General features: G+C 54.4%; 25 protein-coding genes and 1 tRNA gene. 17 read left to right on the top strand and 9 right to left on the bottom strand.

All coding sequences use genetic code 11. The features are described 5' to 3' along the window. The first annotated feature begins 29 nt into the window (after positions 1-29). From pstS to EKL30_RS08840, 12 genes are all read left to right on the top strand, one after another. The gene (gene pstS, locus EKL30_RS08895; protein WP_126706856.1) at positions 30-1,073 is read left to right on the top strand and encodes a phosphate ABC transporter substrate-binding protein PstS; all 1,044 of its coding nucleotides are present in this window, start codon (positions 30-32) and stop codon (positions 1,071-1,073) included. A 167-nt stretch (positions 1,074-1,240) separates the two neighbouring features. Beyond that, positions 1,241-2,179, top strand: a complete 939-nt coding sequence (gene pstC, locus EKL30_RS08890; protein WP_126706855.1) for a phosphate ABC transporter permease subunit PstC — start codon at positions 1,241-1,243, stop codon at positions 2,177-2,179. 14 nt (positions 2,180-2,193) lie between these two features. Further along, positions 2,194-3,054: a phosphate ABC transporter permease PstA gene (pstA, locus tag EKL30_RS08885; protein WP_126706854.1), complete on the top strand. Its 861-nt coding sequence runs from the start codon at positions 2,194-2,196 to the stop codon at positions 3,052-3,054. A 44-nt stretch (positions 3,055-3,098) separates the two neighbouring features. Beyond that, the gene (gene pstB / locus EKL30_RS08880; protein WP_126706853.1) at positions 3,099-3,875 is read left to right on the top strand and encodes a phosphate ABC transporter ATP-binding protein PstB; all 777 of its coding nucleotides are present in this window, start codon (positions 3,099-3,101) and stop codon (positions 3,873-3,875) included. A gap of 105 nt (positions 3,876-3,980) precedes the next feature. Then, complete coding sequence (locus tag EKL30_RS08875) at positions 3,981-5,378, top strand: S8 family serine peptidase (protein ID WP_199748516.1); 1,398 nt, start codon at positions 3,981-3,983, stop codon at positions 5,376-5,378. Between the two features lie 18 nt (positions 5,379-5,396). Further along, a complete protein-coding gene (locus EKL30_RS08870) occupies positions 5,397-5,636 on the top strand; it encodes a ketohydroxyglutarate aldolase (RefSeq protein WP_126706852.1) in 240 nt (79 codons plus the stop codon). A gap of 400 nt (positions 5,637-6,036) precedes the next feature. After that, the gene (locus EKL30_RS08865; protein WP_233582949.1) at positions 6,037-7,413 is read left to right on the top strand and encodes a substrate-binding protein; all 1,377 of its coding nucleotides are present in this window, start codon (positions 6,037-6,039) and stop codon (positions 7,411-7,413) included. A 43-nt stretch (positions 7,414-7,456) separates the two neighbouring features. Beyond that, a complete protein-coding gene (locus tag EKL30_RS08860; protein ID WP_126706850.1) occupies positions 7,457-8,332 on the top strand; it encodes a branched-chain amino acid ABC transporter permease in 876 nt (291 codons plus the stop codon). Further along, on the top strand, positions 8,329-10,242 hold the full coding sequence (locus EKL30_RS08855; RefSeq protein WP_126706849.1) for an ATP-binding cassette domain-containing protein: 1,914 nt from the start codon (positions 8,329-8,331) through the stop codon (positions 10,240-10,242). The genes EKL30_RS08860 and EKL30_RS08855 overlap by 4 nt, the downstream gene beginning before the upstream one ends. Next, positions 10,239-10,943 carry an ABC transporter ATP-binding protein gene (locus EKL30_RS08850; RefSeq protein ID WP_126706848.1) on the top strand — a complete coding sequence of 235 codons (705 nt, stop codon included), beginning with the start codon at positions 10,239-10,241 and terminating at the stop codon, positions 10,941-10,943. The genes EKL30_RS08855 and EKL30_RS08850 overlap by 4 nt, the downstream gene beginning before the upstream one ends. 32 nt (positions 10,944-10,975) lie before the next feature. Next, positions 10,976-12,955 (top strand): acetate--CoA ligase, encoded by a 1,980-nt coding sequence (acs, locus tag EKL30_RS08845; protein ID WP_126706847.1) that lies wholly within the window; start codon positions 10,976-10,978, stop codon positions 12,953-12,955. A 149-nt stretch (positions 12,956-13,104) separates the two neighbouring features. Beyond that, positions 13,105-13,890, top strand: a complete 786-nt coding sequence (locus EKL30_RS08840) for a helix-turn-helix domain-containing protein (RefSeq protein WP_126706846.1) — start codon at positions 13,105-13,107, stop codon at positions 13,888-13,890. 106 nt (positions 13,891-13,996) lie between these two features. Here the strand turns inward: EKL30_RS08840 and EKL30_RS08835 are convergent, their stop codons facing one another. The 5 genes from EKL30_RS08835 to EKL30_RS08815 form a co-directional block, all read right to left on the bottom strand. Next, on the bottom strand, positions 13,997-14,917 hold the full coding sequence (locus tag EKL30_RS08835; RefSeq protein ID WP_126706845.1) for a patatin-like phospholipase family protein: 921 nt from the start codon (positions 14,915-14,917) through the stop codon (positions 13,997-13,999). Between the two features lie 29 nt (positions 14,918-14,946). Continuing rightward, a complete protein-coding gene (locus EKL30_RS08830; protein ID WP_126706844.1) occupies positions 14,947-15,357 on the bottom strand; it encodes a DoxX family protein in 411 nt (136 codons plus the stop codon). Between the two features lie 87 nt (positions 15,358-15,444). Then, on the bottom strand, positions 15,445-15,894 hold the full coding sequence (locus EKL30_RS08825; protein ID WP_126706843.1) for an AMP-binding protein: 450 nt from the start codon (positions 15,892-15,894) through the stop codon (positions 15,445-15,447). Between the two features lie 70 nt (positions 15,895-15,964). Continuing rightward, a complete protein-coding gene (locus EKL30_RS08820) occupies positions 15,965-16,873 on the bottom strand; it encodes an alpha/beta hydrolase (RefSeq protein ID WP_126706842.1) in 909 nt (302 codons plus the stop codon). Between the two features lie 105 nt (positions 16,874-16,978). Continuing rightward, a complete protein-coding gene (locus EKL30_RS08815) occupies positions 16,979-17,320 on the bottom strand; it encodes a zinc ribbon domain-containing protein YjdM (protein WP_126706841.1) in 342 nt (113 codons plus the stop codon). A 37-nt stretch (positions 17,321-17,357) separates the two neighbouring features. On the opposite strand from EKL30_RS08815, the gene EKL30_RS08810 reads away from it, so the two are divergent. Beyond that, entirely contained in the window at positions 17,358-18,083 is a 726-nt protein-coding gene (locus EKL30_RS08810) for a spermidine synthase (RefSeq protein ID WP_126706840.1), read from the top strand. Positions 18,084-18,142: 59 nt separating this feature from the next. Here the strand turns inward: EKL30_RS08810 and EKL30_RS08805 are convergent, their stop codons facing one another. After that, positions 18,143-18,631 carry a CreA family protein gene (locus EKL30_RS08805; RefSeq protein WP_126706839.1) on the bottom strand — a complete coding sequence of 163 codons (489 nt, stop codon included), beginning with the start codon at positions 18,629-18,631 and terminating at the stop codon, positions 18,143-18,145. Between the two features lie 94 nt (positions 18,632-18,725). Between EKL30_RS08805 and EKL30_RS08800 the strand changes: the two genes are divergently transcribed. After that, on the top strand, positions 18,726-19,490 hold the full coding sequence (locus tag EKL30_RS08800; protein ID WP_126706838.1) for a 5'-methylthioadenosine/adenosylhomocysteine nucleosidase: 765 nt from the start codon (positions 18,726-18,728) through the stop codon (positions 19,488-19,490). A 35-nt stretch (positions 19,491-19,525) separates the two neighbouring features. Beyond that, entirely contained in the window at positions 19,526-20,140 is a 615-nt protein-coding gene (locus tag EKL30_RS08795) for an LON peptidase substrate-binding domain-containing protein (protein ID WP_126706837.1), read from the top strand. Positions 20,141-20,263: 123 nt separating this feature from the next. Here EKL30_RS08795 and EKL30_RS08790 read toward each other — a convergent pair. Both EKL30_RS08790 and EKL30_RS08785 read right to left on the bottom strand, forming a co-directional pair. Continuing rightward, positions 20,264-20,340, bottom strand: a tRNA-Pro gene (locus EKL30_RS08790). Positions 20,341-20,384: 44 nt separating this feature from the next. Next, positions 20,385-21,971 (bottom strand): TerC family protein, encoded by a 1,587-nt coding sequence (locus tag EKL30_RS08785; protein ID WP_126706836.1) that lies wholly within the window; start codon positions 21,969-21,971, stop codon positions 20,385-20,387. Positions 21,972-22,191: 220 nt separating this feature from the next. Here EKL30_RS08785 and EKL30_RS08780 point away from each other — a divergent pair, with 220 nt between their 5' ends. Then, on the top strand, positions 22,192-22,773 hold the full coding sequence (locus EKL30_RS08780; protein WP_126706835.1) for a DJ-1/PfpI family protein: 582 nt from the start codon (positions 22,192-22,194) through the stop codon (positions 22,771-22,773). Here the strand turns inward: EKL30_RS08780 and EKL30_RS08775 are convergent, their stop codons facing one another. Beyond that, positions 22,774-24,663 carry an LTA synthase family protein gene (locus EKL30_RS08775; RefSeq protein ID WP_126706834.1) on the bottom strand — a complete coding sequence of 630 codons (1,890 nt, stop codon included), beginning with the start codon at positions 24,661-24,663 and terminating at the stop codon, positions 22,774-22,776. 118 nt (positions 24,664-24,781) lie between these two features. On the opposite strand from EKL30_RS08775, the gene EKL30_RS08770 reads away from it, so the two are divergent. Continuing rightward, complete coding sequence (locus tag EKL30_RS08770) at positions 24,782-25,993, top strand: ABC transporter substrate-binding protein (RefSeq protein WP_126706833.1); 1,212 nt, start codon at positions 24,782-24,784, stop codon at positions 25,991-25,993. The last annotated feature ends 22 nt before the right edge of the window (positions 25,994-26,015 follow it).

Raw genomic sequence — 26,015 nt, 5'->3', positions numbered from 1 at the left:
ACTAGCTATCAGGTCAAGAGGAATCCTCTATGTTTAAACGCGCTTTATTACAAATTTCGGTCGGTGTGGCTTTCGCTGCAGCATCGCTGTCCGTGCATGCTGCCGACATTACAGGTGCAGGGGCTTCGTTCCCATACCCGATTTACGCTAAATGGGCTGCTCAATACCAGAAGGAAACCGGCCACCGTATTAATTACCAATCCATTGGTTCGGGCGGCGGTCAACAACAAATCATCGCCAAGACGGTTGATTTCGGCGCCTCCGATGATCCAATGAAGGCCGACGCGCTGGAAAAAAACGGCTTGCTCCAATTTCCGGCCATAGTTGGCGGTACGGTGCCCGTCATTAACGTCAACGGCGTTAAACCGGGCGAGTTGAAGTTGTCGGGTCCTGTCATCGCTGACATCTTCCTGGGCAAGATCACTAAATGGGACGACGCTGCCATTAAGGCGATGAATCCCGACGTGAAGCTGCCAAGCGCGTCTATCATTGTTGTACACCGTTCCGACGGCTCGGGCACCACGTTTGGCTGGACCAACTACCTGTCCAAGGTATCTCCGGCCTGGAAAGAAAAAGTCGGTGAAGGCAAGGCCGTGAAGTGGCCTACTGGTCAGGGCGGCAAGGGTAACGAAGGGGTGGCAGCGTACGTTCGCCAGCTCAAGAACTCCATCGGCTACGTCGAGTACGCCTATGCCAAGCAAAACAATCTTTCCTGGACGCAACTGCAGAATAAAGACGGCCAGTTTGTACAGCCTACACAAGCCGCTTTTGCTGCTGCCGCTGCCAATGCCGACTGGAAGAGCGCGCCTGGTATGGGCGTAGTCTTGACTGAAGAGCCCGGCGCTGAATCCTGGCCTGTTACATCGGCCAGTTTCATCCTGGTCCACAAGAAACAGGACAAGCCTGCAAACGCCAAGGAAACGCTTGCTTTCTTTGACTGGGCCTTCAAGAACGGCGACAAGCTTGCCGAAGAACTGGACTATGTGCCGATGCCTGATAACGTGACAAATCAGATCGCCGATTTGTGGAAAACTGAAATCAAAGCGACCGACGGCTCCGCAGTCTGGAAGTAATGGGTAAAATCAGGGTTTCCATACCCCGATACACCTGACAAAGACGGTGCCGTGAAGATGGCACCGTCTTTGTTGCGTAGAGATTATGCTGATACATCTCGGTCATATACCTTCAGTACTACCTTGCTTACATTACTGGTTCAACCGAGAATCGCAATAGAAACGACATGAAAAAAAATCAGAACGCGCTGATGGACCTGCTGTTCAAGAACCTTACGCGAACCTTTGCGTTTCTAGTCTTCTTGCTACTGGGCGCCATTATGGCGTCGCTCATTTATGGCAGCCGCGAATCGATTGCCGCCCACGGAATTGCGTTCTTGTGGACCAATAATTGGGACCCCGTGCAGAATGTGTACGGCGCCCTGGTGCCCATCACCGGAACCTTGTTGACCTCTGCCATCGCCCTGGTGATAGCCGTGCCGGTGTCGTTCGGCATTGCCATGTTTCTTACCGAACTCTCGCCGGTGTGGCTACGCCGCCCGCTGGGGACTGCGATTGAAATGCTGGCCGCTATCCCCTCCATTATCTACGGTATGTGGGGTTTGTTTGTATTTGTGCCGCTGTTCCAACAATACGTGCAGCCCTATGTGATCGATTTTTTCGAAGGTGTACCTTTGCTGGGTGATGCCTTTGCCGGGCCCCCATTTGGTATTGGGGTGTTTACCGCCGGACTGATCCTTTCCATTATGGTCATTCCTTTCATTACTGCCGTCATGCGTGATGTCTTCGATTTGGTTCCGCCCTTGCTGAAAGAATCTGCCTATGGGTTGGGCGGAACGACTTGGGAAGTGATCTGGCAGGTGGTCCTGCCCTACACAAAAACCGGAGTCATCGGGGGCATCATGCTGGGCCTGGGTCGCGCTTTGGGCGAGACGATGGCGGTAACCTTTGTCATTGGTAACGCCTTCAATTTGCCTTCGTCGATTTTTTCGCCCTCCAATTCCATTGCTTCTGCCTTGGCCAACGAGTTCAACGAAGCTGGCGGTATGCAAAAAGCAGCTTTACTTGAGCTGGGCCTTATTCTTTTCCTGATTACCACTGTAGTGCTGGCTTTCTCGAAACTTCTGCTTCTTCGCCTGGCCAAGGCTGAAGGAACTTCGCACTAACCGAGCAACACGCTATGTTCAATTCCGATTCCATCGTTAATTTATCTAACCCCGTCTACAGAAGGCGGCAAATCGTGAACAAGGTGCTGCTGGGCCTGTCTGGCGCAACCGTGGTGTTTGGCTTGTTCTGGCTGTGCTGGATTATTCTGACACTCTTCGTAAAGGGCGGTTCGGCCCTGTCGCTGACTTTGCTGACTGAAAGCACGCCGCCTCCAGGAGCCGACGGCGGCCTGCTCAACGCCATCCTGGGCAGTGTCATGATGGCTGCGGTGGGCACGCTTATCGGCACCCCCATCGGCATATTGGCAGGAACTTACCTTGCTGAATATGGCCAGCGCGGCTGGCTGGCACCGGCCACGCGCTTCCTGAACGACGTTCTCCTGTCGGCGCCGTCGATTATTATCGGCCTGTTCATTTATGCCACTTATGTGGCGCAGGTCGGCCACTATTCTGGATGGGCCGGTGCGTTAGCGCTCGCCATACTGGTTATTCCAGTGGTCGTCAGGTCGACCGATAATATGTTATTGCTGGTTCCCAACAGTTTGCGCGAGGCCGCTGCCGCGCTGGGATGCCCGCAATGGCGTATCGTGATGGATATCTCCTACCGTGCAGCGCGCTCTGGCATTATCACTGGGGTTTTGCTGGCAATCGCACGAATTTCCGGTGAAACAGCTCCGTTGTTGTTTACTGCTCTGAACAACCAGTTCATGTCCGTGAACATGAACGCGCCCATCGCCAATCTGCCCGTGGTCATCTTCCAATACGCAGCCAGTCCCTTCGAAGACTGGAATCGCCTGGCATGGGCCGGCGCCGTACTCATTACTTTGCTGGTGCTGGGCATCAATATCGCCGCTCGCAGCCTTTTCCGTAAATAACATATGTGGGCAGAAAGCGCTGCGCTTTCTGCCGGGAATTTATTATGCCGATCTCTACACCCCCCGAACGTGTCAAGCTGGAAGTCAAGAACCTGAATTTTTATTATGGCAAATTCCAAGCCATCAAGGACGTTAATCTGTCTATCAGGGAAAACAAGGTTACGGCATTCATTGGTCCTTCCGGTTGCGGCAAATCGACACTGCTGCGCACGTTTAACCGTATGTTCGAACTTTATCCGGGCCAGCGCGCCGAGGGTGAAATCAATCTGGACGGCGAGAACCTGCTTTCATCAAAAACCGATATCTCGCTTATCCGGGCCAAAATTGGCATGGTATTCCAAAAGCCCACTCCATTTCCCATGAGCATTTACGACAACATCGCCTTCGGCGTGCGTCTATTCGAAAAGCTTAGCAAGGGCGAGATGGAAGAGCGGGTCGAATGGGCATTAACCAAGGCAGCCTTATGGAACGAAGTCAAAGACAAGCTGAATCAAAGTGGAAACAGTCTGTCGGGTGGGCAACAGCAACGGCTTTGCATTGCGCGTGGCGTGGCAATCAAGCCAGAAGTTTTATTGCTTGATGAACCATGCTCGGCTCTGGACCCTATTTCTACCGCCAAGATTGAAGAACTTATCGCTGAGATCAAGTCCGAGTATACGGTTGTCATCGTGACCCACAACATGCAGCAAGCGGCACGTTGTTCCGATTACACGGCATATATGTACTTGGGTGAGCTCATGGAGTTCGGGGAGACCGACCAGATTTTCGTCAAACCCGGACGTAAAGAAACAGAAGACTACATTACCGGACGTTTCGGATAGCCTAAAGGGGTTGACTCCGCTCCTTAGGACTCGCATGCTATAGGCAGCAAGCGGGGCAATCGTTCTGTATTGCGTCTGCTTGCACGATCTGTCAGGAGACCGTGTATGCCAAAAGCAGATAAATCGTCAAAGAAGCCTGCATCTCTTAAGCCAACCGCGCGAGGTGGGGGCGTCGATCCGCAACCGCCCTCGAATTCCAATACTGGCGACACCGGTCGCTACCTCGTGCTGTTGCGCCAAGACCGGCCACAGGAATCGCTCAAGGCTTTGCGCGAAATGACCGGGGTCGATATTGCGATGTCCGCGCAAACTGACGACGATGCAAGCCGTCAATCCAAGTTGCCGCCTGAGTGTGCCATTGTCTTCGAAAGCATAGGCGTAGCCGTGGTTCGCTGCGCCCCCGCCACCCATAAATTGATTGATATGGCCGTCAAGAACGGCGATGGGACCATTCTTGCGATCGAGCCGGAACGACGGGTTTATGCGATCGGGGCGCGGCAAGAGGTCGGTATTCCTGCTCCAGTCGAATCCGGCGACGCCCCAACAGCGAGTTATCTGAAAGGGTATCGTGACGCGGTGAACGACCTGGTGGATCGCGCTCTGGCGCGCCACGATGTGGAAGCGCCTCCTGTGCCGCGACAGGCGCTTGACGAGACGGCGGTTACATGGGGCGTTCAGGCCACTCGCTCAGACCTCTCATCCTATACAGGAAAGGGTGTGCGTTTGGCCGTACTGGATACTGGTCTGGACCTTAAACATCCAGATTTCTCCGGCCGGCGCATTGAAGCGCGTTCTTTTGTCGAGGGGGAGCCGGCGCAAGACGGAAATGGGCACGGCACGCATTGCGTTGGTATTGCGGCCGGGCCTGAAAGTCCTGGCTCGTCTCCTCGGTATGGTGTTGCCAGCGAGGCCGAATTATTTATTGGGAAAGTCTTGGGCAATCAGGGCGCGGGCTCGGATGGCGGGGTGCTCGATGGCATTAACTGGGCGGTCGAAAACAAGTGCCAGATTGTCTCCATGTCATTGGGCAGCACGGTAGCAACTGGGGAAACGTATTCCACTATCTTCGAAGAAGTCGCCAAGCGAGCGCTGACAGCCGGCACGGTGATCATTGCTGCTGCAGGCAATGACAGTGAGCGCCCAGAATCGATTGCACCGGTTTCCCATCCCGCCAATTGCCCTTCCATACTGGCTGTTGCGGCAGTGGATAGGTCGCTGGACATTGCACCATTTTCATGCGGTGGCCTGGTGCCTGACGGAGGGCAGGTCGATGTCGCCGCTCCGGGGGTTGCCATCTTTTCGTCGTGGCCAGCCCCTAGACTGCATAACACCATCAGTGGAACAAGCATGGCCACTCCTTTTGTTGCGGGGATAACCGCCTTGCATGCGCAGGCCCACCCGGAAACACGGGGCCGCGCCTTGTTGAACATCGTTCTACAGAATGCGCGACGTCTACCGTTGCCGTCGCGTGACGTCGGAGCCGGCCTCATACAGGCGCCCTAATATTTCCCGAGTAATGTCATGACCCAGATTGTTATTTCTATCCTTATCGACGAGGCCTGCCGGGACCACTTTGCCGAAGTGGTCGAAAGCTGCCGGTCGGTGGGATTGGTCGTTCATCACGAAATGGCGCTGCTGGGCGTCATTTCCGGCTCTATAGATTCATCCGAGCTTGCCGGTCTGAGCCAGATTAAAGGCATCGCGCGTATCGAAAAATCGCATGACGTGAGATGTCTTGATAAGTCATCCGGCCCTCGCTGAAAGTCGGGGTCGGCTTGATCGCCGTATTGGCCGAGTTCCTATTGCCGACTTTACAGACAGGCTTTTTCGGCCCCGATACTCTCCACGTTTACCCTCTGTTTTATTTCGATAGTCTGATTCGCACTAGTTAATGTCCGTTTCGAATGAGTCGATGCTCCGCTGTTTTGATAACCTCGGTTCAGCCCTTAAGCACAACAATTCGTAACAATGCTCACGGCTGCATTAAAAATTAGAAATAACCGGTAGACAAAAACACGCTCAACGCTACGCATTGACGCGGCGACAGAGCATATTTCTTAAGTCAGGAAGTGTCCATTCCCCTATGGGAAGGGGCGCAGCTTGTCAGCAGAAGACGGAAGACGGATTCGAACGTTACCGAAATACTCAAAGGAGAGTACCAGTGAAAGAGACAATTATTCATAATATCGAGGCGGGTTCCACCAATCGTCGTGGTTTTCTTAAGACCGGGGCGACGGTAGCAGGGGGGCTTTTAGTACCAGGAGCCTACAGTTCTGCCGCTTCGGCGCAAAAGAAAGATTATCCCAAACTGGGCAACTATCCAGATGGCGTAGCGGGCGATACGGTGGTTGCGGGACTCACCCTCGACCTGACGGGCCCATATTCCGCAGAAGGCGCGGGGCAAAAGCGCGGCTTCGAGCTGGCCGCCGAACTTATCAATAATGGCGACCCCAGAATTAAAAAAGTATCGCCTTTGACGAAAAACGGAATCCTCGGCAAAAAACTGGTTCTTGCGATTGGCGATGCCGAAACCAAGCCGAACAGCGCCGTCCAGGCCGCCACCCGCTTTATCCGCCAGGACAAGGCCATGATGATCGCTGGTAGCGTCAGCAGCTCGGTCGCGATTGCACTGCAAAACACCTGCGAACGGGCCAAGACCCTTTACTTTCCCATTATCAGCGGCTCCAGCGACACGACTGGCAAAGATTGCCGGCGGTATGGCTTCCGCTTGTGTCACCACGCTTACACCGCGGCAAAGGCCATTGCTCCGCCGCTTGCTGAAGCCTACGGCAAAAAGATGAAAGCCATTTATCTGGTGCCGGATTACAACTATGGACACTCGATTCATGACCATATGCGCGAATTTACCGAAGCGCAGGGCTGGACGACTATCAATTCGCCGCAAATCCATCCTCTGGGCGCAACCGATTACAGCGCTTACCTGCTTAATGTGGCCAATAGCGGCGCCGATATCCTCATCAATCTCGACTACGGCGCCGATGCGGTCAACTCTGCCAAGCAGGCGCACCAGTTTGGTGTCCTGAAAAACATGAAGATGTGTGTGCCTTATATGCCGGCATACATGCTTGAAGAAGTCGGGCCGGAAATCATGCAGGGTGTATTCGGCACAATGGATTTCTGGTGGACCATGGCCGATACCAACGAAATTGCAAAAGATTTCGTTGACGCGTATCAGGCCAAGTTCGGCGGCAAACCGCGTGATCCCGAACATAATGCTTACATGAGCATGCTCTTGTGGGCCGACGCCGTCGAACGCGCGGGTACCTTTTACCCCGCTGAAGTCGTCAAGGCCCTTGAAGACAGTGTCAACCACAAGCGTCCGCACACGATGGGTGGTGACGTTTACTTCCGCGCTGAAGACCACGACGGTGCTGCTAACTTTGCGGTCGTACGTGGCAAGAAGCCTTCCGAGATCAAGAATAAGGACGATCTGGTCGATCTTATTACCGTCGCTGATGGCGTGGCTACATTACCGCCCGTCGGATACGCCGGCTGCAAGATGGCGCCTGCCGCATAAGCGTACTTACTACGCTCGACTATAAATAAGGAGGGGGACTCGTATGCCTAGCCTGGGCCTATTCATGTCACAAGTGTTCAACGGTCTCGCGCTGGGGGTGCTGCTCTCCCTCATTGCGGCAGGGCTGACCATTATTTACGGCACGCTCGGTGTAATTAACTTTGCGCATGGCGCGCTGTTTGTAGTGGGTGCTTATGCCGGCTTTTCTGTATATACATTCACTGATTCGTTTGTCCTTAGCATCGCCGGGGGTGCCGCGGCAGCCATGATCGTCGGTTTGATCATGGAAAGGGGGCTGATCAAGCGGTTTTACAACCGTCCGGTCGAAGATCAAATTTTGGTCACGTTCGGAATCAGCATCGTGTTGGTGGAAATTATCCGCGCTATATATGGCGGTGTTGGCCAACGAGTACCGATCCCGACATGGGGCGAAGGTGTGGTCGACATGGGTTTCGTCGTCTATCCCTTGTATCGGATCCAGATATTAGCGATTGCGGCGGGGGCGCTGGGCCTTTGCTGGATGGTGCTGTATCGCACCCGTCTTGGGTTGATCATTCGATCAGGAATTGAGGATGCGCTTATGGTGCGCTTGCTGGGCATCAACATTCAGCGTGCTTTCCTGGTCGTGTTTGGGGTTGGTGCCGCGGCGGCAGGTTTCGCCGGGGTCATATACGCCCCCATTGTCTCTATCGTGCCCGACATGGGCTTCCGCATCCTGATCCAGTCGTTTGTAGTCGTGGTGCTGGGCGGCGTCGGATCATTTCCAGGCGCTATTCTGGGCGGCTTGATCGCCGGCCAAATACTCAGTCTCACCTCTCTCGTTAATCCTGTTTATTCCGATGTCATGCTTTTCGCAGCCATGGCGTTAGTTCTTATTTTGCGGCCTCAAGGGCTCTTGGGCGTGGAGGGTAGGGCATGAGCCAGACAGATAACTCAGTGGCGATCGACGCCAGCGCAGGTTCGTCCAAAGGGCAGAATGTACCCGCAGCGCCGTCATCTGGCGGCCTGCGTCGCCGGTACAGCGTCGAGTTCTTTACCGCGGTTGTACTGACTTTGGCACCGTTCCTCGCACCCCTCATAGGTGCGGGCCCCGATTTGCTGGGCCGTGTCCTGATATGGGGACTATTTGGCCTCGGTTTCGATCTGTTGTTCGGGTACGCGGGTTTGCTGTCATTTGGGCAAGCGGCCTTCTACGGAACAGGAAGTTTTGTTACCGCCTATTTGTTGACGACAGGCCTGATTCCCAACATGCTGCTCGCCCTTGTGGTCGCCATGCTGGTAGCTTCAGTATTGGGTCTGCTGATTGGCTACCTTACTCTTCGGCGTAGCGGCATTTATTTCGCCATGAGCACTCTCGCTTTTGCGGAAATGATCTATTTCCTTGAATTCGGGCCCTTGCGCGACTGGACGGGCGGCGAGAACGGGATACCCGGTATTCCTGAACCTGTGCTGGACTTCGGTTTTTACAGCATATTGATCCAGCCTGGCTGGCCAATGTATACCTTCCTTGCCGGAATGTTCTTCATTGGTTTCATCATTGCTCGACGCATTTCCTTGTCGCCTTTTGGTGTGGTGCTCACTGCGATTCGCGGTAACCCCACCCGCGCAATGGCGGTGGGACATAAAATCCAACGATACAAGTTGGCAGTGTTCGTCGTCGCGGCCGCTTATGGCGGTGTGGCGGGCGGTTTGTTGGGCTTGTTCCAAGGTTATATGCCGCCCGACGCGTTCAACCTTCATACGTCCGCTGAACTCGTCATCCAGACCGTAATGGGGGGCTCGGGTACGTTATTTGGCCCATTGCTTGGCGCCTTGATATGGCTATACCTGTACGAAGTCCTGCAGTTTGTCGATTCCGTGGGCGCCTACTGGCGGCTGATACTGGGCGTTATCTTTGTCATCCTGGTCACGGTCTTCCGCCGTGGTATCTGTGGCGAATTTATCGCGTGGCGTAATAAGCGCATGACAAATCGCCTTACCCGTGCCACAGCGACTGGCAATGGCGGGGCGCATCCAGGTCATCACCATGGCAGGCAGCTACTTATGCGTGCCTCCAAATCTCTACCAGCCGGCACTCCCGTGTTACAGGCCAATAATATCGCCAAGCACTACGGCGGTCTTAAAGCGGTCAAGGGTGTGTCGATATCCATAGCGGAAGGTGAGTTGCGGGGTCTCATCGGGCCTAATGGCGCGGGCAAATCGACCTTCTTCAAAATGCTGGCAGGCGAGATCACCCCCACGTCAGGCGAAGTTTTTCTCCGGGGCGACAATATCACCGGTATTGGTGTAACGCAGGTATGCCAGCTTGGCATGAGTAAAAGCTATCAGGTCAATGAGCTCTTCGATGCCCTGACTGTGCGCCAGAATATTCTGATGTCGGTGCTTGGCCAGCAACGTGGATCTTTCCGCTTCGATGCTTTGTCCAGTCTTAACGGTGTCAGCGGCTACGGCGCGCAGGTCGAGGCGGCACTCGAACTCGTCGAGCTTTCTCATAAGGCCGATACGCTGGTGCACGAGCTTTCCTATGGCGAGAAAAGGCGGGTCGAAATCGGTCTGGCGCTGGCGACCGGGGCGAACGTTCTCCTGCTTGACGAACCGCTGGCAGGTATGAGTCCCGAAGAGCGGGTGCAGACCGTGGCGCTGCTAAAAAGCATACGGCGTGGGCGAACTGTCCTGATCGTCGAGCACGATATGGACGCCATGTTCGAACTGGCCGACAAAATCACTGTCTTGTATGACGGAAATTTCCTGGCAGAAGGTACGCCCGAGGAAATACGTAATAGCAAAGCAGTTCAGGAAGCTTATCTTGGAGGCGTAGACGAATCATGAGTTTGCTTGAAGTCGAAGGTATCAATACCTATTACGGTGATTCTCACATTCTGTTCGATGTGTCGCTCAATGTTCAAGAGAACGAAGTGGTAGCCTTGTTGGGTCGAAATGGCGCAGGCAAGTCCACATTGCTCAAAACCATCGCCGGCGCTCTGACGCCCAAATCGGGCACCATTTCGTTTGACGGGACGCCCACGCATCAGTTGCCGGCTCACCAGATCGCGCGACTGGGTCTTCAATTGGTACCTGAAGAGCGGCGAGTCATCGGCGGCATCACGGTTCACGAGAACCTTCAGCTTGCGGCAATGACGGCAAAGAAACCTTTGAGTTATGCGGAAATCTACCGTACTTTTCCCCGTCTGGATGAGCGGCGCAATAACAAGGGGCGTGAACTGTCGGGGGGGGAACAGCAAATGGTTGCGATTGCTCGCGCCATGATTCGCGATGCCCGCCTGATTTTGCTTGACGAGCCGTTCGAAGGTCTCGCACCGCTTATTGTGCGCGATCTCATGACTATCTGCCAAGGCCTTGCACGACAGGGCAGAACGATAGTCGTTGTCGAACAGAACGTTGCTGCAGCGTTATCCATGGCCGACCGTTGCTACCTATTGAACACCGGCCATATCGTCTTCGGCGGTACTACCCAAGAGCTGCAACAACAGCCCGAGATCATGAATCGCTATCTTGGTGCAGCCGCCTAAGCCCTTTCTCCGTAAATGCAGGAGTGTATGCAATGTCGTCTACCATTGATTCCATTCTCGTGGAAAATCGCGTGTTTTCACCGGGACGTTCCGCCGTGGCTGGAGCCACTGTGTCGGGTATGGAAAATTACAAGGCACTCTGTGAAGAGGCGGATCAGGATCCGGAGGGCTTCTGGGGCCGCCATGCTCAGGAACATCTGCGCTGGAGCAAGCCCTTCACTCGAATTCTTGACGAATCACGGGCGCCTTTCTATACCTGGTTCGACGACGGTGAATTAAACGTTTCAGAAAATTGCCTGGACGTCCATCTTGAAAATGGCAATGGCGACAAGAACGCCATTATTTTCGAAGCTGACGACGGGCAAGTCTGCACTATTTCCTACCGTGCACTCCACGCTCGTGTATGCCGGATCGCCAACGGCTTAAAATCACTGGGTTATGGCAAAGGTGATCGGGCCATTATTTATTTGCCGATGTCTATTGAAGCGATTGCGGCGATGCAAGCGTGTGCCCGTTTGGGCATTACGCATTCGGTTGTATTTGGCGGATTCTCGGCAAAAAGCCTGCACCAGCGTATTGTCGACGTCGGTGCACGGCTTATTATCACGGCCGACGCGCAGCAGCGCGGTGGCCGTGCAATCCCATTGAAGACGGCTGTTGATGAAGCGCTGGCCGAAGAGGGCGGCGACGTCGTCGAAAAAGTTATCGTCTATAAGCGCGCCGGTACAGACGTCGCCTGGGACAACGCCCGCGACGTATGGCTGCACGAGCTTGAAGCTGGGCAAGCCGAGACCTGTGAACCGGTTGCTGTCGAGGCCGAACATCCTTTGTTCATTCTATACACCTCGGGGTCTACAGGAAAGCCTAAGGGCGTGCAGCATTCCTCAGCCGGATATCTTTTGTGGGCGTCCTTAACCACGAAATGGGTATTCGATGCCCGGCCCAATGATGTTTTCTGGTGTACTGCCGACGTAGGCTGGGTAACGGGCCACACGTATATCGCCTACGGCATCCTTGCCGCAGGTATGACGCAAGTAATCTTCGAAGGCATACCTACTTACCCGCATGCTGGCCGTTTCTGGGAAATGATCGAGCGCCATAAGGTGAGTATTTTCTATACTGCGCCGACGGCGATCCGTTCGTTGATTAAAGCTTCGCAAGCAGCAGGCGCTGCGCATCCGCGCAACTTCGACCTCAGCAGTCTGCGTTTACTGGGTTCGGTCGGAGAACCCATCAATCCTGAAGCCTGGATCTGGTATCACAACAATGTCGGCGCCGGGCGCTGCCCCATCGTCGACACGTGGTGGCAAACCGAGACGGGCGGCCATATTTTGGCTCCGCTACCCGGGGCCACACCGCTTAAACCGGGTTCATGCACTTTTCCATTGCCGGGTATTTCGGCAGGCATAGTCGACGAGGCGGGCAACGATATCCCGAACGGGCGCGGCGGCTATCTGGTCATTAAACGGCCTTGGCCTGCCATGATACGTAACGTATGGGGCGACTCCGAGCGTTTCAAAAGCAGTTACTTTCCTGCCGAGCTGAAAGGCTATTACATGGCGGGCGATAACGCGCAGCGGGATAAAGACGGCTATTACTGGATCATGGGCCGCACAGACGACGTTCTAAGCATTTCCGGGCATCGCCTTGGCGGGACGGAAATCGAGTCGGCTCTGGTGGCGCATGAGCTCGTCGCAGAAGCCGCGGTGGTAGGGCGCCCCGATGCGACCACCGGAGAAGCGATCGTCGCTTTCGTGATACTCAAAGGACAGCTTCCTGAAGGTCAGAAGGCCGAAGCTCTGGCGCAAGTGTTGCGCGATTGGGTGGCGAATGAGGTCGGTCCCATCGCCAAACCGCGCGATATTCGCTTCGGAAATAACCTGCCCAAAACCCGATCCGGAAAAATCCTTAGACGCTTATTGCGTGTGGTAGCGGAAGGCCAGGAAGTCACACAAGACGTGTCGACCCTTGAAAACCCAGATGTCTTGAAGCAGTTTACGGGCGTGTACTGATAAACACAGCTTGCCCGCGGTACAAAAAGTCAAGGTTCCTAACCCCGTTTTTCGCGGGGGTTTTCCTCCATGGCTTTACGTACTGACCCCAGTAGAATCGGTGTAACAATACCGCGGCAGAAGGGTGTGCAAGGGGATAAGTATCGCTTATGATGTCGCAGCTTAATACGGGTGCTGCACTTGGCACCGGTGTACTGGTCGGCGGACTCAGCCGAGACTTCGCCGACTCTACCGTGCTTTCCAGTCTCGGGCACGGGATGGGCGAGCTTAAACTCGCCTTAAGTGGCGTAATGATAGTTTCCAGCACCGATGGTCATTGGGTGGTCCCTCCTAGCCGCGCCCTGTGGTTGGCGCCTAACGTCAGGCATAAAGTACGCATGTTGGGCAAGGTGCAATTGCGTTCGGTGTTTGTCAATCCTGAATTTCAGCCAGATCTTCCAGCTCAAAGCTATATGTTGTCAGTCTCGCCCCTGTTTCGCGAGCTAATCAGTGCAGTCGCTGCCGCCCCGGCACAAACGGTTTCGTGCCCACGAATCACCTTGCTGATGGATCTGCTGCTCGAACAAATCAACGGGTCGTCCGCGCTGCCTCTGCACTTGCCGACCCCGCGTGATCACCGTCTGGCGCGAATCTGTACACATATCCAGGAACACCTTGACGATACGAAAACCCTGCAAGAATGGGCCATGGATCTGGGCTACGATCAACGCACCTTGCACCGTCTGTTCGTCCATGAACTGGGTATGTCGTTCTCGCAGTGGCGTCAACAAGCCAAGCTGCTGATCGCCCTGGAATGGTTGGCGGAAGGACGGCAGGTCTTGAGTATTGCGCTCGATCTCGGATACCAGAACCAAAGCGCGTTTACCGCAATGTTCAGGCGGAACCTCGGTATCACGCCCAGCGATTTCATCAGAAATTCGCTCCTCCAGTCGTAATCCGGGGATGCCGGTACATGGTGTCCGGCAGGCATGAGGTTCAGCTTTATTCTCTTAACGGTTGCGTCACCTTTATCTTGGAACTCCCAGTTTTACCTTGGGCTTTTCAGTGCGCCAAACCTAGCTCGATAAGCCCCGGTATGCTTGCCTGGGCAGCGCGGCGGCCCTCGTCCATCGCCACTTGGGCTCGGTGAAAATCCAACAGGCCTAAATGAGCGAGTTTTGGCGAAATCACGATGTCGGCAGGCTCGCCAGCCAGGCGGCTGCGCGTAATGCGTACTTGCATGATGTTTATGCTTGCGGCCACCACATCAAGCATCGATGGCAGTCGCTGTTCCGGCGGAATCGATTCGGGAAGGAAAGAGCTTAAATTGAGCTGCAATTTTCTCATCCATTCAGAGCCCACCGTCCCCGTCGTTGCAGGGGTCGGGCTGCGGTCTGTATGGCGGCCCATGATGTCGGAATTAAGCTCGACAGCTATCGTTATGTCGGCTCCCATCGCGCGTGCGAGGGAAACTGGCACGGGATTTACGAGCCCACCATCGACCAGTAACTGTCCTTCGTGCCAGACCGGAGAAAATAGGCCGGGAAGTGCGATCGAGGCCCGTACGGCATCGACAGTTGAACCGCTGCGCAACCATATCTCGTTGCCATTATGCAGCACGGTCGCGACGGCGCCGAAGGGGATTTCCAGCTCGTCAATCGGCTGATCAACGAAGTTGCGCCGAAAGAATTCCATAAGACGTTCGCCTTTTAGCATGCCGCCATTCAAGCGAACGTCCATGAACGATACGACGTCTTTGATGCCCAGGCCAAGCACCCATTTTTCGAAGCGGTCCAATTCGCCAACAGCATAAGCAGCGCCTACGAGGGCTCCGATGGAAGTGCCACAGATTATGTCGGGACGAATGCCCGCTTGTTCTAATACCTGTATTACGCCGATGTGTGCCCATCCGCGTGCAGAGCCGCTACCCAGCACCAGGCCAATGCGCGGTTTGCGCGGTGACCTGTGTTGAGCGGAATTCATCAACAGAGCCGCTTTGACACTATCGTGGCTTAATTCCAGCGGCCGTTTTTGCCGCCCAGGCTAAAGCGGCCAGCACCCAACAGGACAACGGCCAGGCTGCCAAACAGAAAAAGTCCCTGGAGCTCGAGGCGCCAGCCGCCAGTGTTGGCCAACTGGAACAATTGCCCGCTATGAGCAAGTGCGATCGCAACCACCATGTTCGCCAGAATCAGCAAGGCGCCCACGCGCGTGTAAAACCCGATAATCACCAATAGTGGAGCAATGACTTCGCCAATATATGCCCCCCAGGCGATGAATGCCGGCATGCCGCGGGCCACCAGCATGCTTTCAATAGGGCCAATGCCATTGAGTACCTTGGCCACCCCGTGGAACAGGATCAAAATGCCGATCGTCAGACGGAGGATCAGTTTGCCAAGATCATCAAGCGAGTTAGGGGACATGTCGTGATTCCGTAGTAGTAAAAAAAGGGCCGGATGGGCAGGCGCGCCATTATAGGAGCATCAGGCATAACAAAGGCACTGCGAATTTCAGGAGTTTTCGGCGCTGGTTACATCGTGGCGTTGCGGTGTCTGATCTCGATAAGTCAGTACCAACCCCGGAAATTGTGAGAACGGAATTTTTAACTCATCTTCGCTTTTGATCAGGGCATCACCAAGCTTGTCCACAATAATGGCAGAGGGGTGGGTATCGATCAGTATTTGATGCAGCTGCTCTGACGTGCCGTAGCAATTCAAGGGCACCAGCGTTTTTCCAGCAGCCAATATGGCCAACATGCTGACAATATATTCCATCGAGTTGGCCGCACACAGACCGACCTTTGAGGCCGGAATCGGATCTTTCACCTGAAGGGCTACGGCCAGCGCATTGACGGAGATCAATAGTTCGGAATAGCTTACTTGGGCGCTGGAATCTTCTATCGCGATTTCGTCGCCGCGTTGTTGCGCAAGGGTACTTAAAAAATCTAGTGAGGGCAGCATTAAGAGACCTGTGGATTAGTGGGCGTGGGCTGAGTATAGATAGCCTGCTTCACGTGTACACGGGAAAACTCTAGTGGTTTTCCCCTGTTGCCGTCCTCCGGCCAAGGCCATCGTCACCCTTGGCCTGTGCACCCATAGCAATAAATTCCCTTATGGCATTTTCGTAGGCTTCGCCGCTTCGACTTGCCCCGGAATGCGACGCACCTTCTATCTTTACAACACGTCGCAGTGGTCCATTGGGCTTTTCGGCGGCTGCGCGCAGCGCATCGCTCATGCTGTGTGGAACCACCGAGTCCGCAGTTCCATGAAGGAAAAGAATCGGGACTTTGACACTTTGTATCGTGCCGATCGAATTAAAGGGTTGCGTGACCAGCATAGCCAGCCCTGGTATGTGAGCATAGCGGGTGTTACCTATCATGCTCTCGATACTGGTAAATGTAGATTCAAGAATCAGCCCGGCAAACTCGGGCTGATCCGCTTGGACTGCCAGCGCAACAGCGACCGCGCCTCCCAGGCTATGTCCGTATACAAATCTGCGTGCTGGGTCGGGTTGCCGGCGCGCAAGCTCCTGCAGGGCAGCGTTGGCATCTTGCGTTGCAGTGCCCTGGGACGGTAGAACATGGCTCGATTCCCCAAACCCACGGTAGTCGATGGCCAAAACCGAAAAACCCATCTCGAGCCAGCGTTCAATACGGAATACGCTCCCGTTAAGATTCCAGCGGGAACCATGCAGATAGAGCACGGAAGGGGCCTGAGGATTGGGATTGGCAATATACCAACTGTGTATCTTTTCACCGTTTTTCAGGGTGATGTCGAACACTTCGGTTCCCTGCGGGGCCTCTCGCCACCAGCGGCTATCGCCCAGTTCTACGGAAAATATCGTCTGGCGCTGCCAGCGGTCCAGCCAGATATAGCTGCCCGCCGCTACTAACAGCAGGCATACCAGTATGATCAGGGGTAAAAGCCGGCGGATACGCATCGATCAAGTGCAAGAAAAAAAGTCGACAGCTACTAAGATTCTCGATTGACCCAGTAAGTTCCCTTGAGCCACGGTGTATGCCGCGACGCCGGAGCGGAATCGGGCCTAAGCCTTTTTTAGAAAGCAGGCCTTTAGCATAAAGCTAGCGCCATCGATTTTGCAATCGACTTCGTGGTCGCCCGCAACCAGGCGTATGCTTTTGACTTTGGTGCCTTTTTTCAACGTGGTCGATGAGCCTTTTACCTTGAGGTCTTTGATCAGAATGACAGCGTCGCCATCGGCAAGCGGATTATTATTACTGTCCTTGATGACCCTATCGTCGGATTCTTCATCGTTGCCAGAAGAATCGATGGGCCATTCGAGGGCGCAATCGGGACAGATGTAATGTTCACCGTCGGGATAGGTGTTGTCCATGGCGCATTGAGGGCAAGAAGGCAGTGTTTGCATAACAAGGTATAGAAATTTAAAGTGGCTCGATCCTAACATGAACAACGTAACAATCACGGAAGCAGACGGCGTGCGTAATATGCACTTTGGCACCCGATGGGTGCAGGGCTCTATGCGGCTGGACGACCCTTTCGCACTGGAGCTGGAGTATGTGCAGCAAATGATGATATGGGCACTTTTTATTCATCAGCCAAAGAGCATTGTCCAGCTTGGGTTAGGCGCCGGTGCACTGACTAAATTTTGTTATCGCCATTTTCCGCAGGCAAGGACTACCGCCATTGAACTCAGCAGTGCAGTCATTACCGCAAATCACGCCATGTTTGCCTTGCCTCCTAACAATAGCAGGCTGCATGTCATTGAAATGGATGCCATGAACTTTGTGCAGGATCCTGGCAATCGGGGCGTCGTCGACGTGCTACAGGTCGATTTGTATGACGCCGATGCGCATGGACCTGTTTTCCAGTCGGCCGAGTTTTATCAAGCTTGCGCTGATTGCCTGACACCGCAGGGCATGATGACGGTGAATTTGTTCTGTGATTACCCCGATCATGGCAAGAATCTGGAAGCCATGGACCATGCGTTCGAAGCGGTGGCATGGTTACCCGAAGTCCACGATGGCAATGTCGTGGCCATGGGTTTCAAACAGGCGCCGTCGGTAGACTTCGATCAGCTTTATGCTCGCGCTGTACTATTTCGGCGGGATACAGGGCTTCCCGCTGAAAGTTGGGTCGACGGCCTGCAAGCATGGATGCAAGGCGCTTGAAAAAAACATTATTGCGTGGGACACCGACCGGGGCGTCCGGTGGTGCCCGGGTTTTGCGCTTATTTAAATTGTATTGAGGGCGGCTGCGTGCCCCAAGGCATCAGTGGTACCGTTGAAATACTATTCGAGGGCGAGCCCTCGATTATTTTTTCGCTGACGACCAGGTAAATCAGCGAATTGCTTCCCCTGTCTACCAGCCTTGATACGTTCAGGCCCTTGAACAGGAAGCTCATACGATGAGTGAATACGTCTTCTTCGTTTTGCGGAATGATTTTCTTGCTGCTGATGGGGCCGACCTGGCGGCACGCGATCGAGAAGCGGGAGGGGTCTTCTGCAAAGCCCAGGGCGCCGGAGATGCCCCCGGTTTGTGCGTAGGATACATGGCAGACCACGCCGTCGATGTCAGGGTCTTTGAATGACTCAACGCAGACCTTGTCGTTATTGAGTACCCGCCACGTGGTGCTCACGCAGCCGACCTTTTCGGCATGCGCCATGTTACCGAACAGGCCGGTTGCGGCCAAAAGGAAGAAGGCAAGAATACGGTTCATAACAATGGCCTTGCTGAAAATTAGATTCTATCGCGAGCGTCGCATTAGTCGAGCGTGTTTAAATAGGTTTTTAATTTGGATACGAAGACCCGTAATGAGCACTATAGGGATTCTTGCGGCGCTGCATGACGAGATTGCTACATTGTTGACGGCCATGGGGTCTGGGGCTGTCACCCACCGCATTGGGCAGCGCGATTATCATGTGGGCGAGATATCCGGGCAAAATTGCGTGGTGGTGCTGGCTCGCATTGGTAAAGTGGCGGCGTCAGCCACGGCCGTGACGTTGATACGCGAATTCAATGCCAGTTGCGTGATTTTTACCGGTTTGGCCGGCGCGGTTGCTGAACATGTCCGTATCGGCGATGTCGTGGTGGCGCAATCCTTGTTGCAGCACGATCTGGACGCCCGGCCCTTGTTCCCACGATACGAGGTGCCGCTCCTGGGACGCAGCTATTTCGATGCGGATGTCCAGCTGGCGGCGTTATTGGGCGCATGTGCCAAGGACTATTTGCAAGAAGATTTGCCCGCCCAGGTGTCATGCGAAATTCGAACGGTTTTTGGCGTGATCAGCCCGGTGGTGCACTGTGGCACGATCATCAGTGGCGATTCGTTCGTTAGCAGCACCAGCGGCATGGAGGCCTTGCGAACTTGCTTGCCCGACGCCCTGTGTGTCGAGATGGAAGGCGCGGCGGTGGCTCAGGTTTGTTTTGAATATGGCGTTCCTTGCGGTGTGGTCAGAACGGTATCGGATCGTGCCGACTGTTCTGCCGGGATAGACTTCAACGCCTTTCTGACACAAGTTGCCAGCTTCTATTCGGCCGGAATATTGCGCCGTTTCTTAATGAGCTACTCTGGCTGATGGGCCGCTCGCCCATTCTTCCGAAGGCTTCAGCGATGAATACAATACCGTTATTCCCCTTGGCTACGACCCTTTTTCCGGCTGGCGTGCTGACCTTGCGCATATTTGAAGTCCGATATTTGGACATGATAAAAAAGTGCATCGCGGACGGTAGCCAATTCGGGGTCGTGACACTCCTGAGCGGCAGCGAAGTACGCAGTCCCGAAGGCAATGAACAGCTCGCTACGATAGGCACTATGGCGCGTATCGAGGAATGGAGTGCTCCCATGCCCGCCTTGCTGCACGTGCGCTGTACCGGTACGAGCCGATTCCACCTGGCGTCGGCCGAGCAGGGTAAGTACGGCTTATGGTCTGGTGTTGCCGTGCCTATTGACGACGACCCGGAAGTGCCCATTCCGCCGAAACTACAATCGCCGGCAAACGCATTGGGCGCGCTGATAGCATCCCTGCAGAAAGACGGCGTACCGGCGGATCAAATGCCTTTGGCTGCGCCGTTTCGGTTAGACGAAAGCGCTTGGGTCGCCAACCGCTGGAGCGAGTTGCTACCCTTACCAGTTGAGGAAAAATTGCGCCTGCTTATGTTGCAGGATCCGATCCTGCGTCTGCAAGCCATCCGGCAATTGCTCGACGATCGCGACCTGCTTTCGTAATTCTTTTGGTCGTGAATCGCTTCGTGTTTCGACTGCAAGTTTCGTGCTTCGAAACCTGCAGACAAAGAAAAAGGGCCTACACAACTAGTGTGTAAACCCTTGTTCATTTTCGCTGTGATTTATTGGTCGGGGCGATAGGATTCGAACCTACGACCCTCTGGTCCCAAACCAGATGCGCTACCAGGCTGCGCTACGCCCCGACTGAATTTCACAACAGCCAGCAACTATAACATAAATAAATTTATCATGCAGCGTCTGACTGGTGCATGCGGTCGTAATCGGACACCATGGCCGTTCTTTCGATCTGAACTTTGGCTATTCTTCGACCTTCTCGCTGCAAGACACGGAACAGGAACTGGCCGTTCGCATGGTCCACGTTTATTTCGTCTCCCACGTCAGGCAGTCGCCCAAACTGGCGCAGCAGGTAGCCAGCTACCGTGCTGTATTCGTCAGACTCTTCCAGGAGTCCTTCCACGTTCAGCGTTTGTTCGAAATGATGCATGTCAGTGGCGCCGTCCACAATCCAGCGATTCTCGCCTTCGGCAATGATGTCAGGGCTCTCATCCTCGTCGGGAAAGTCGCCGGCAATGGCTTCGAAAACGTCTATGGGAGTAACCAGCCCTTCGACGGTGCCGAATTCGTTGATAACAATGACCAGTTGCCCGCGTGCCGACTTAAGGGTTTCCATCAAATCAAGAATACGGACTGTTTCGTGAACAATAATCGCAGGACGAAAGCCTTTTTCGTTCAGCGTCTTGCGCAGTATCAGGTCGGCGATCATGTCCTTGGCGCGGCCTATGCCGACGATGTCATCAAGCGAGCCGCGGCACACGGGGAAAAAACCATGGGGCGTGCTACTGATTTCCTTGCGTATGGTTTCAGCGTCGTCATCCAGATTGATCCACGTAATATCATTACGTGGAGTCATGATCGAGTGCACGCTGCGGTCGGCCAATCGCAGTACGCCGCTGACCATGTTCCGTTCTTCCACAGCGAAGGGGGTGTCATCAGCGCCTGAAGCTGGGTCGCTTGACGTGTCATCGCCCGAAAGGGGCCGTTTCCCCAGCATGCGCAATATGCCTTCTGCCGTGCGTTCACGCATGGGACGCGGCGTGCTCAAATTGATCAAATTACGTCGTGCCACTTGATTCAATGATTCGATCACCACCGAGAATCCGATGGCGGCGTACAGATAGCCTTTGGGCACTTTGAAGCCGAAGCCTTCTGCGACAAGCGCGAAGCCTATCATCAGCAAGAACCCTAAACACAGAATAACAACGGTGGGATGCGCATTGACGAAGCGGGTTAGCGGCTTTGACGCAACCAGCATGATGCCGATTGCGATGATGACGGCGGCCATCATGACCTCCAGCCGATCGACCATGCCCACCGCCGTAATGACGGCATCAAGCGAAAAGACGGCGTCCAGCACCACTATCTGCGTCACGATGATCCAGAAACTGGCGTACATCCTTGAGCCGGACAAATTCGCGGCCTTGCCTTCAACACGCTCGTGCATTTCCATGGTGCCTTTGAACACCAGAAAAAATCCGCCCATGATCAGTATCAGGTCGCGACCCGAAAAAGACATAGGTCCGACAGCGATTAATGGCTCGGTAAGCTTGAACAGCCAGGAAATGGCAGAGAGAAGGACTAGGCGCATGACAAGCGCAAGAAGCAGGCCGATGACGCGAGCGCGATCTCGCTGCGAAGGCGGAAGTTTGTCCGCCAGAATGGCAATGAAAATCAGGTTGTCGATGCCTAGAACGATTTCCAGGACGACCAAGGTTAACAAGCCGACCCACATGGTGGGGTCAAGCAGCAACTCCATTACAAAGTTTCCAATATCGAAAAAGCGATTATAGAGATAAATGTCTAAACTTTTCCTGCAGTTTGCGTGCAGTTAGTGAAAGTCAGTAGTTTATAGGTATGATTTCCGGCTTGTTTTTTACGTGTTTTGGCGGGACTATATCGTGATGGCGAGCGTAGCCTGATATCCGTTGGGTTAATCGAGGCAACTTCATAATTTACGAAACAGGACGAGATAAATCATGAGTAAAAAGCTTTTGATGCTGGTGGGCGACTATGCCGAAGATTACGAAACGATGGTGCCGTTTCAAACCTTGCTAACTGTCGGACATACGGTGCATGCGGTGTGCCCGGACAAAAAAGCCGGCGACACGATTGCCACCGCTATTCACGACTTCGAAGGGGCGCAAACCTACAGCGAAAAGCCAGGTCACCGATTTGCGCTAAACCATAATTTCGACGACGTCGACGTCAATGACTATGACGGGCTGGTAATTCCGGGTGGGCGGGCGCCGGAATATTTACGCATGAACGACAGAGTGCTGGAAATCGTGCGTCAGTTTGATTCGGCAAGCAAGCCGATTGCCGCGGTGTGTCATGCGGCGCAAATACTTGCCGCGGCCGGTATCTTGCAAGGACGTACCTGCTCTGCTTATCCGGCTTGTGCGGCTGAAGTGCGTTTGGCCGGTGGAATCTATGCTGAAATCGGGATAGATCAGGCATACACCGACGGGCACCTGGTTACTGCACCGGCGTGGCCGGCCCATCCTGCCTGGATGGCGCAGTTTTTGAAGGTGCTCGGCACGACAATAACGCATACCTGATCAGATCTTCAGGTGCAAATGAGGTAGGGTGTATGCCTGGTTCTGGTAGACCCAGCTGGGCCATATTGCATGGGCCAGGGCTTCGCGAGCCAGCTCGGCATTCAACGGCATCGGGGTATAGTTGGCAGGCGCCTGGTAGCGGTATTGGCTGGCATCGCGGTGAGGCTCAAGTACGATCAACTCGTCGCCCTTCAAGTAGCCATAGTTTTCGCCGTATTGCATCATGGCTCTACCGCCACCGTTCCGTGTCAGATCATGCCCGATCATGGGATGCTCACAACGCAGGCCCATAAGCGACAGCAAGGTGGTCGGAAGATCAATCTGACTGATGAGCCGGTCGTCGCGCCGGGCCGACACATCGGCGCCGAGGATCAATGCCGGGATATGGAAATGCCGCAAGGGTACAAGGCTGGCACCGCCCACCCTGGAATCATGGTCGGCCACAATCAGGAATAGGGTGTTGTCCCAGTAGTCCGACTGTTTTGCTTGGTCAAAAAACTGACCCATGGCCCAGTCAGCGTAACGGACCGTGTTTTCCACGGTCGCAGGGTCGCCATCGGGATCGATTCTGCCGCTGGGATACTCCCATGGCGAGTGATTGCTGACCGAAAATGCGAGGGTGAACGTGGGCTGCCCGGCTGTGGCGCTGAGCAAGGCGTGCACCTTGTTGAACATGTCTTCGTCGCTGGCACCCCAGGTTCCTACAAAAGCCGGGTCTTTAAAGGTGGGCGCATCGTAAAGATCATCAAAGCCGTTTCCCAGGAAAAAGCTCTTCATATTGTCGAAGTGCGATTCTCCGCCATAAACAAAGCTCGAGCGATAGCCGTGCTGCTTCAATACCTGGGCCATCGTAAAGAAATGGCTTTGCGCTCCCGAAAGCCGCAGTGCGGCATCGGAGACAGTGGGCGGGAAGCCCGCCACTACCGCCTCGAGCCCGCGTACCGATCGGGTGCCGGTGGCGTAAGCCCGCGTGAAATTCCAGGCGGTTTTTGCCAGCTCATCGAGGCAGGGCGTAAGGTTGGCGCCGCCAAGGTTGCTGACATACTGTGCGCCCAGACTTTCTTGCACGATCATGACTACGTTTAACGGGCGTTTGCGTTTCGAGGTGGGCTCCTGCCAGTGAAGGGTGGGGATCTCGGCCGGCCCTTCCTCCAGAGTAGCGCATTGCCTCACAATGGCATTCATCTCGGCGGGTGTTATCTTGCCGTAAACGTCTTCCGCCGAGCGCTCGTTTTTCATGCTGTAGATGGCGTAAATTACGTTATAGAGCGAGTTCAGCGGCAGGGTATTGAGCATGCTGTCGCCGCAGTAGGCGACGGTCGATGGGTTAATGGGGCGATGTCCCAGGGTGCCACGTATCGCAAGGAATGTAATGATTGCGGCTGCGACCGAGATCAGGGGGCGCAACCACCATGTCATCCCGGCATCGGCCCGCGCCTCAATAAATAACAGGTAGCCTATCCATGCAAACAAGCCCAGCATGGCAACGGCGCCGAATATAACGGCCTTGTAGCCTTTCCAGAGCATGCCAAAGACTTCTTGCGGATGTTGCAGGTATTCGACATACAAGCGGTTTGGCCGGGTATCATATTCATGAATGAACTGTGGCGTGGATACTTCCATTAGTACCAGCAACATCCATGTAAGGAGGAACCACCACCCCGTGATTGCCACGGCCAAAGGAATATGCCCGATCCATGGCGCAAGAACGGCAGGTATGCCCGCAATAACCGCTATCTGGTTGGCGTCGATGCGCAAGCCGCCCTTCAGTATGGGTAACATTCCGCCGGCCTGCTTTACGCGCTTCCATTGCCAGGCCGCCAGCAGGCACCGGCTAAGCATAAGCAGGCACAAGCTGGAAACGACGAAGATCAGGGTCAGATTGAGCATGTTTCAGTTATTAAAAATCGGTTAACGGCGTAGTGTAATGGCTGCTGCCGAGCGACCGGCGATAATGCGTACAATTTATTGTGATCGCTCTTTACACGATTCAGAACAGGAACTTTATATGAACACCCCTCCGGTATATGCGAAGTTATTGAGCGCTGCTGCCTTATCGGTAGTAGCGGCGTCGGTTTGTGCGCAAGACGTCATCAAGATAGGCGAACTCAATAGTTATAAAAGCCAGCCCGCCTTCCTGGGTCCTTACAAGAAAGGCATGGAATTCGCAGTTGAACAGGTAAATGCCGCCGGAGGCATAAACGGTAAAAAACTCGAACTCGTCATCAAGGACGACAATTCCAATCCGGGTGACGCGGTCCGCGCCGCGGAAGAGCTCCTTTCACGTGACAAAGTCGACGTCTTGACGGGCACGTTCTTGTCACACGTCGGCCTTGCGGTAACGGATTTTGCTAAGCACAAAAAAGTCTTCTTCCTTGCCAGTGAGCCCTTGACCGACAAAATAGTATGGTCTGACGGCAATCGCTATACCTATCGCTTGCGTAATTCCACCTATATGCAAGTGGCCATGTTGATTCCCGCCGCAGTGAAAATGAATAAGAAGCGCTGGGCAATCGTCTATCCGAATTATGAATATGGTCAGTCTGCGGTGGCAACGTTCAAGACACTGCTTAAACAAGCCCAACCCGATGTCGAGTTTGTAGCGGAGCAGGCCGCGCCATTGGGTAAGATCGATGCCGGCAGCGTGGTGCAGGCCTTGGCCGATGCAAAACCCGACGCCATGTTTAATGTGTTATTCGCCACCGATCTGGCGAAGTTTGTCCGAGCAGGAACACAGCGCAATTTTTTCAAGGACCTGTCCGTGGTCAGCATGTTGACCGGAGAACCAGAATATCTGGATACTCTCGGTAATGAAACGCCCACAGGGTGGGTGGTCACTGGCTATCCTTGGTATGCCATCGATACCCCCGAGCACAAGTCGTTCTTGAAAGCCTATCAGGATCGCTTCAACGATTACCCCCGTCTCGGCACTATTGTGGGCTATAACGCGATTTTATCGCTGGCCGCAGGAATCAAGAAAGCCGGGTCAACCGAGACCGAGGCCTTGATCAAGGCATTCAAGGGGCTCGACGTCGAGACGCCCTTTGGCCCTATCCAATATCGCGCTCTGGACAACCAGTCCACAATGGGCGCCTATGTGGGAAAGTTGGCCATCAAAGACGGCAAAGGGATCATGACCGACTTTGAGTACGTGGACGGCGCGAAGGTCCAGCCGTCCGATGAACAAGTCAAACAATGGCGACCCGCCTCCGCTAACTAAGTGTCTTATAACGCGGCGTCTT

It is taken from the genome of Candidimonas sp. SYP-B2681 (assembly GCF_003971065.1).
Classification (GTDB): domain Bacteria; phylum Pseudomonadota; class Gammaproteobacteria; order Burkholderiales; family Burkholderiaceae_B; genus Pollutimonas.
This window is presented reverse-complemented; position numbering and strand designations above follow the sequence as displayed.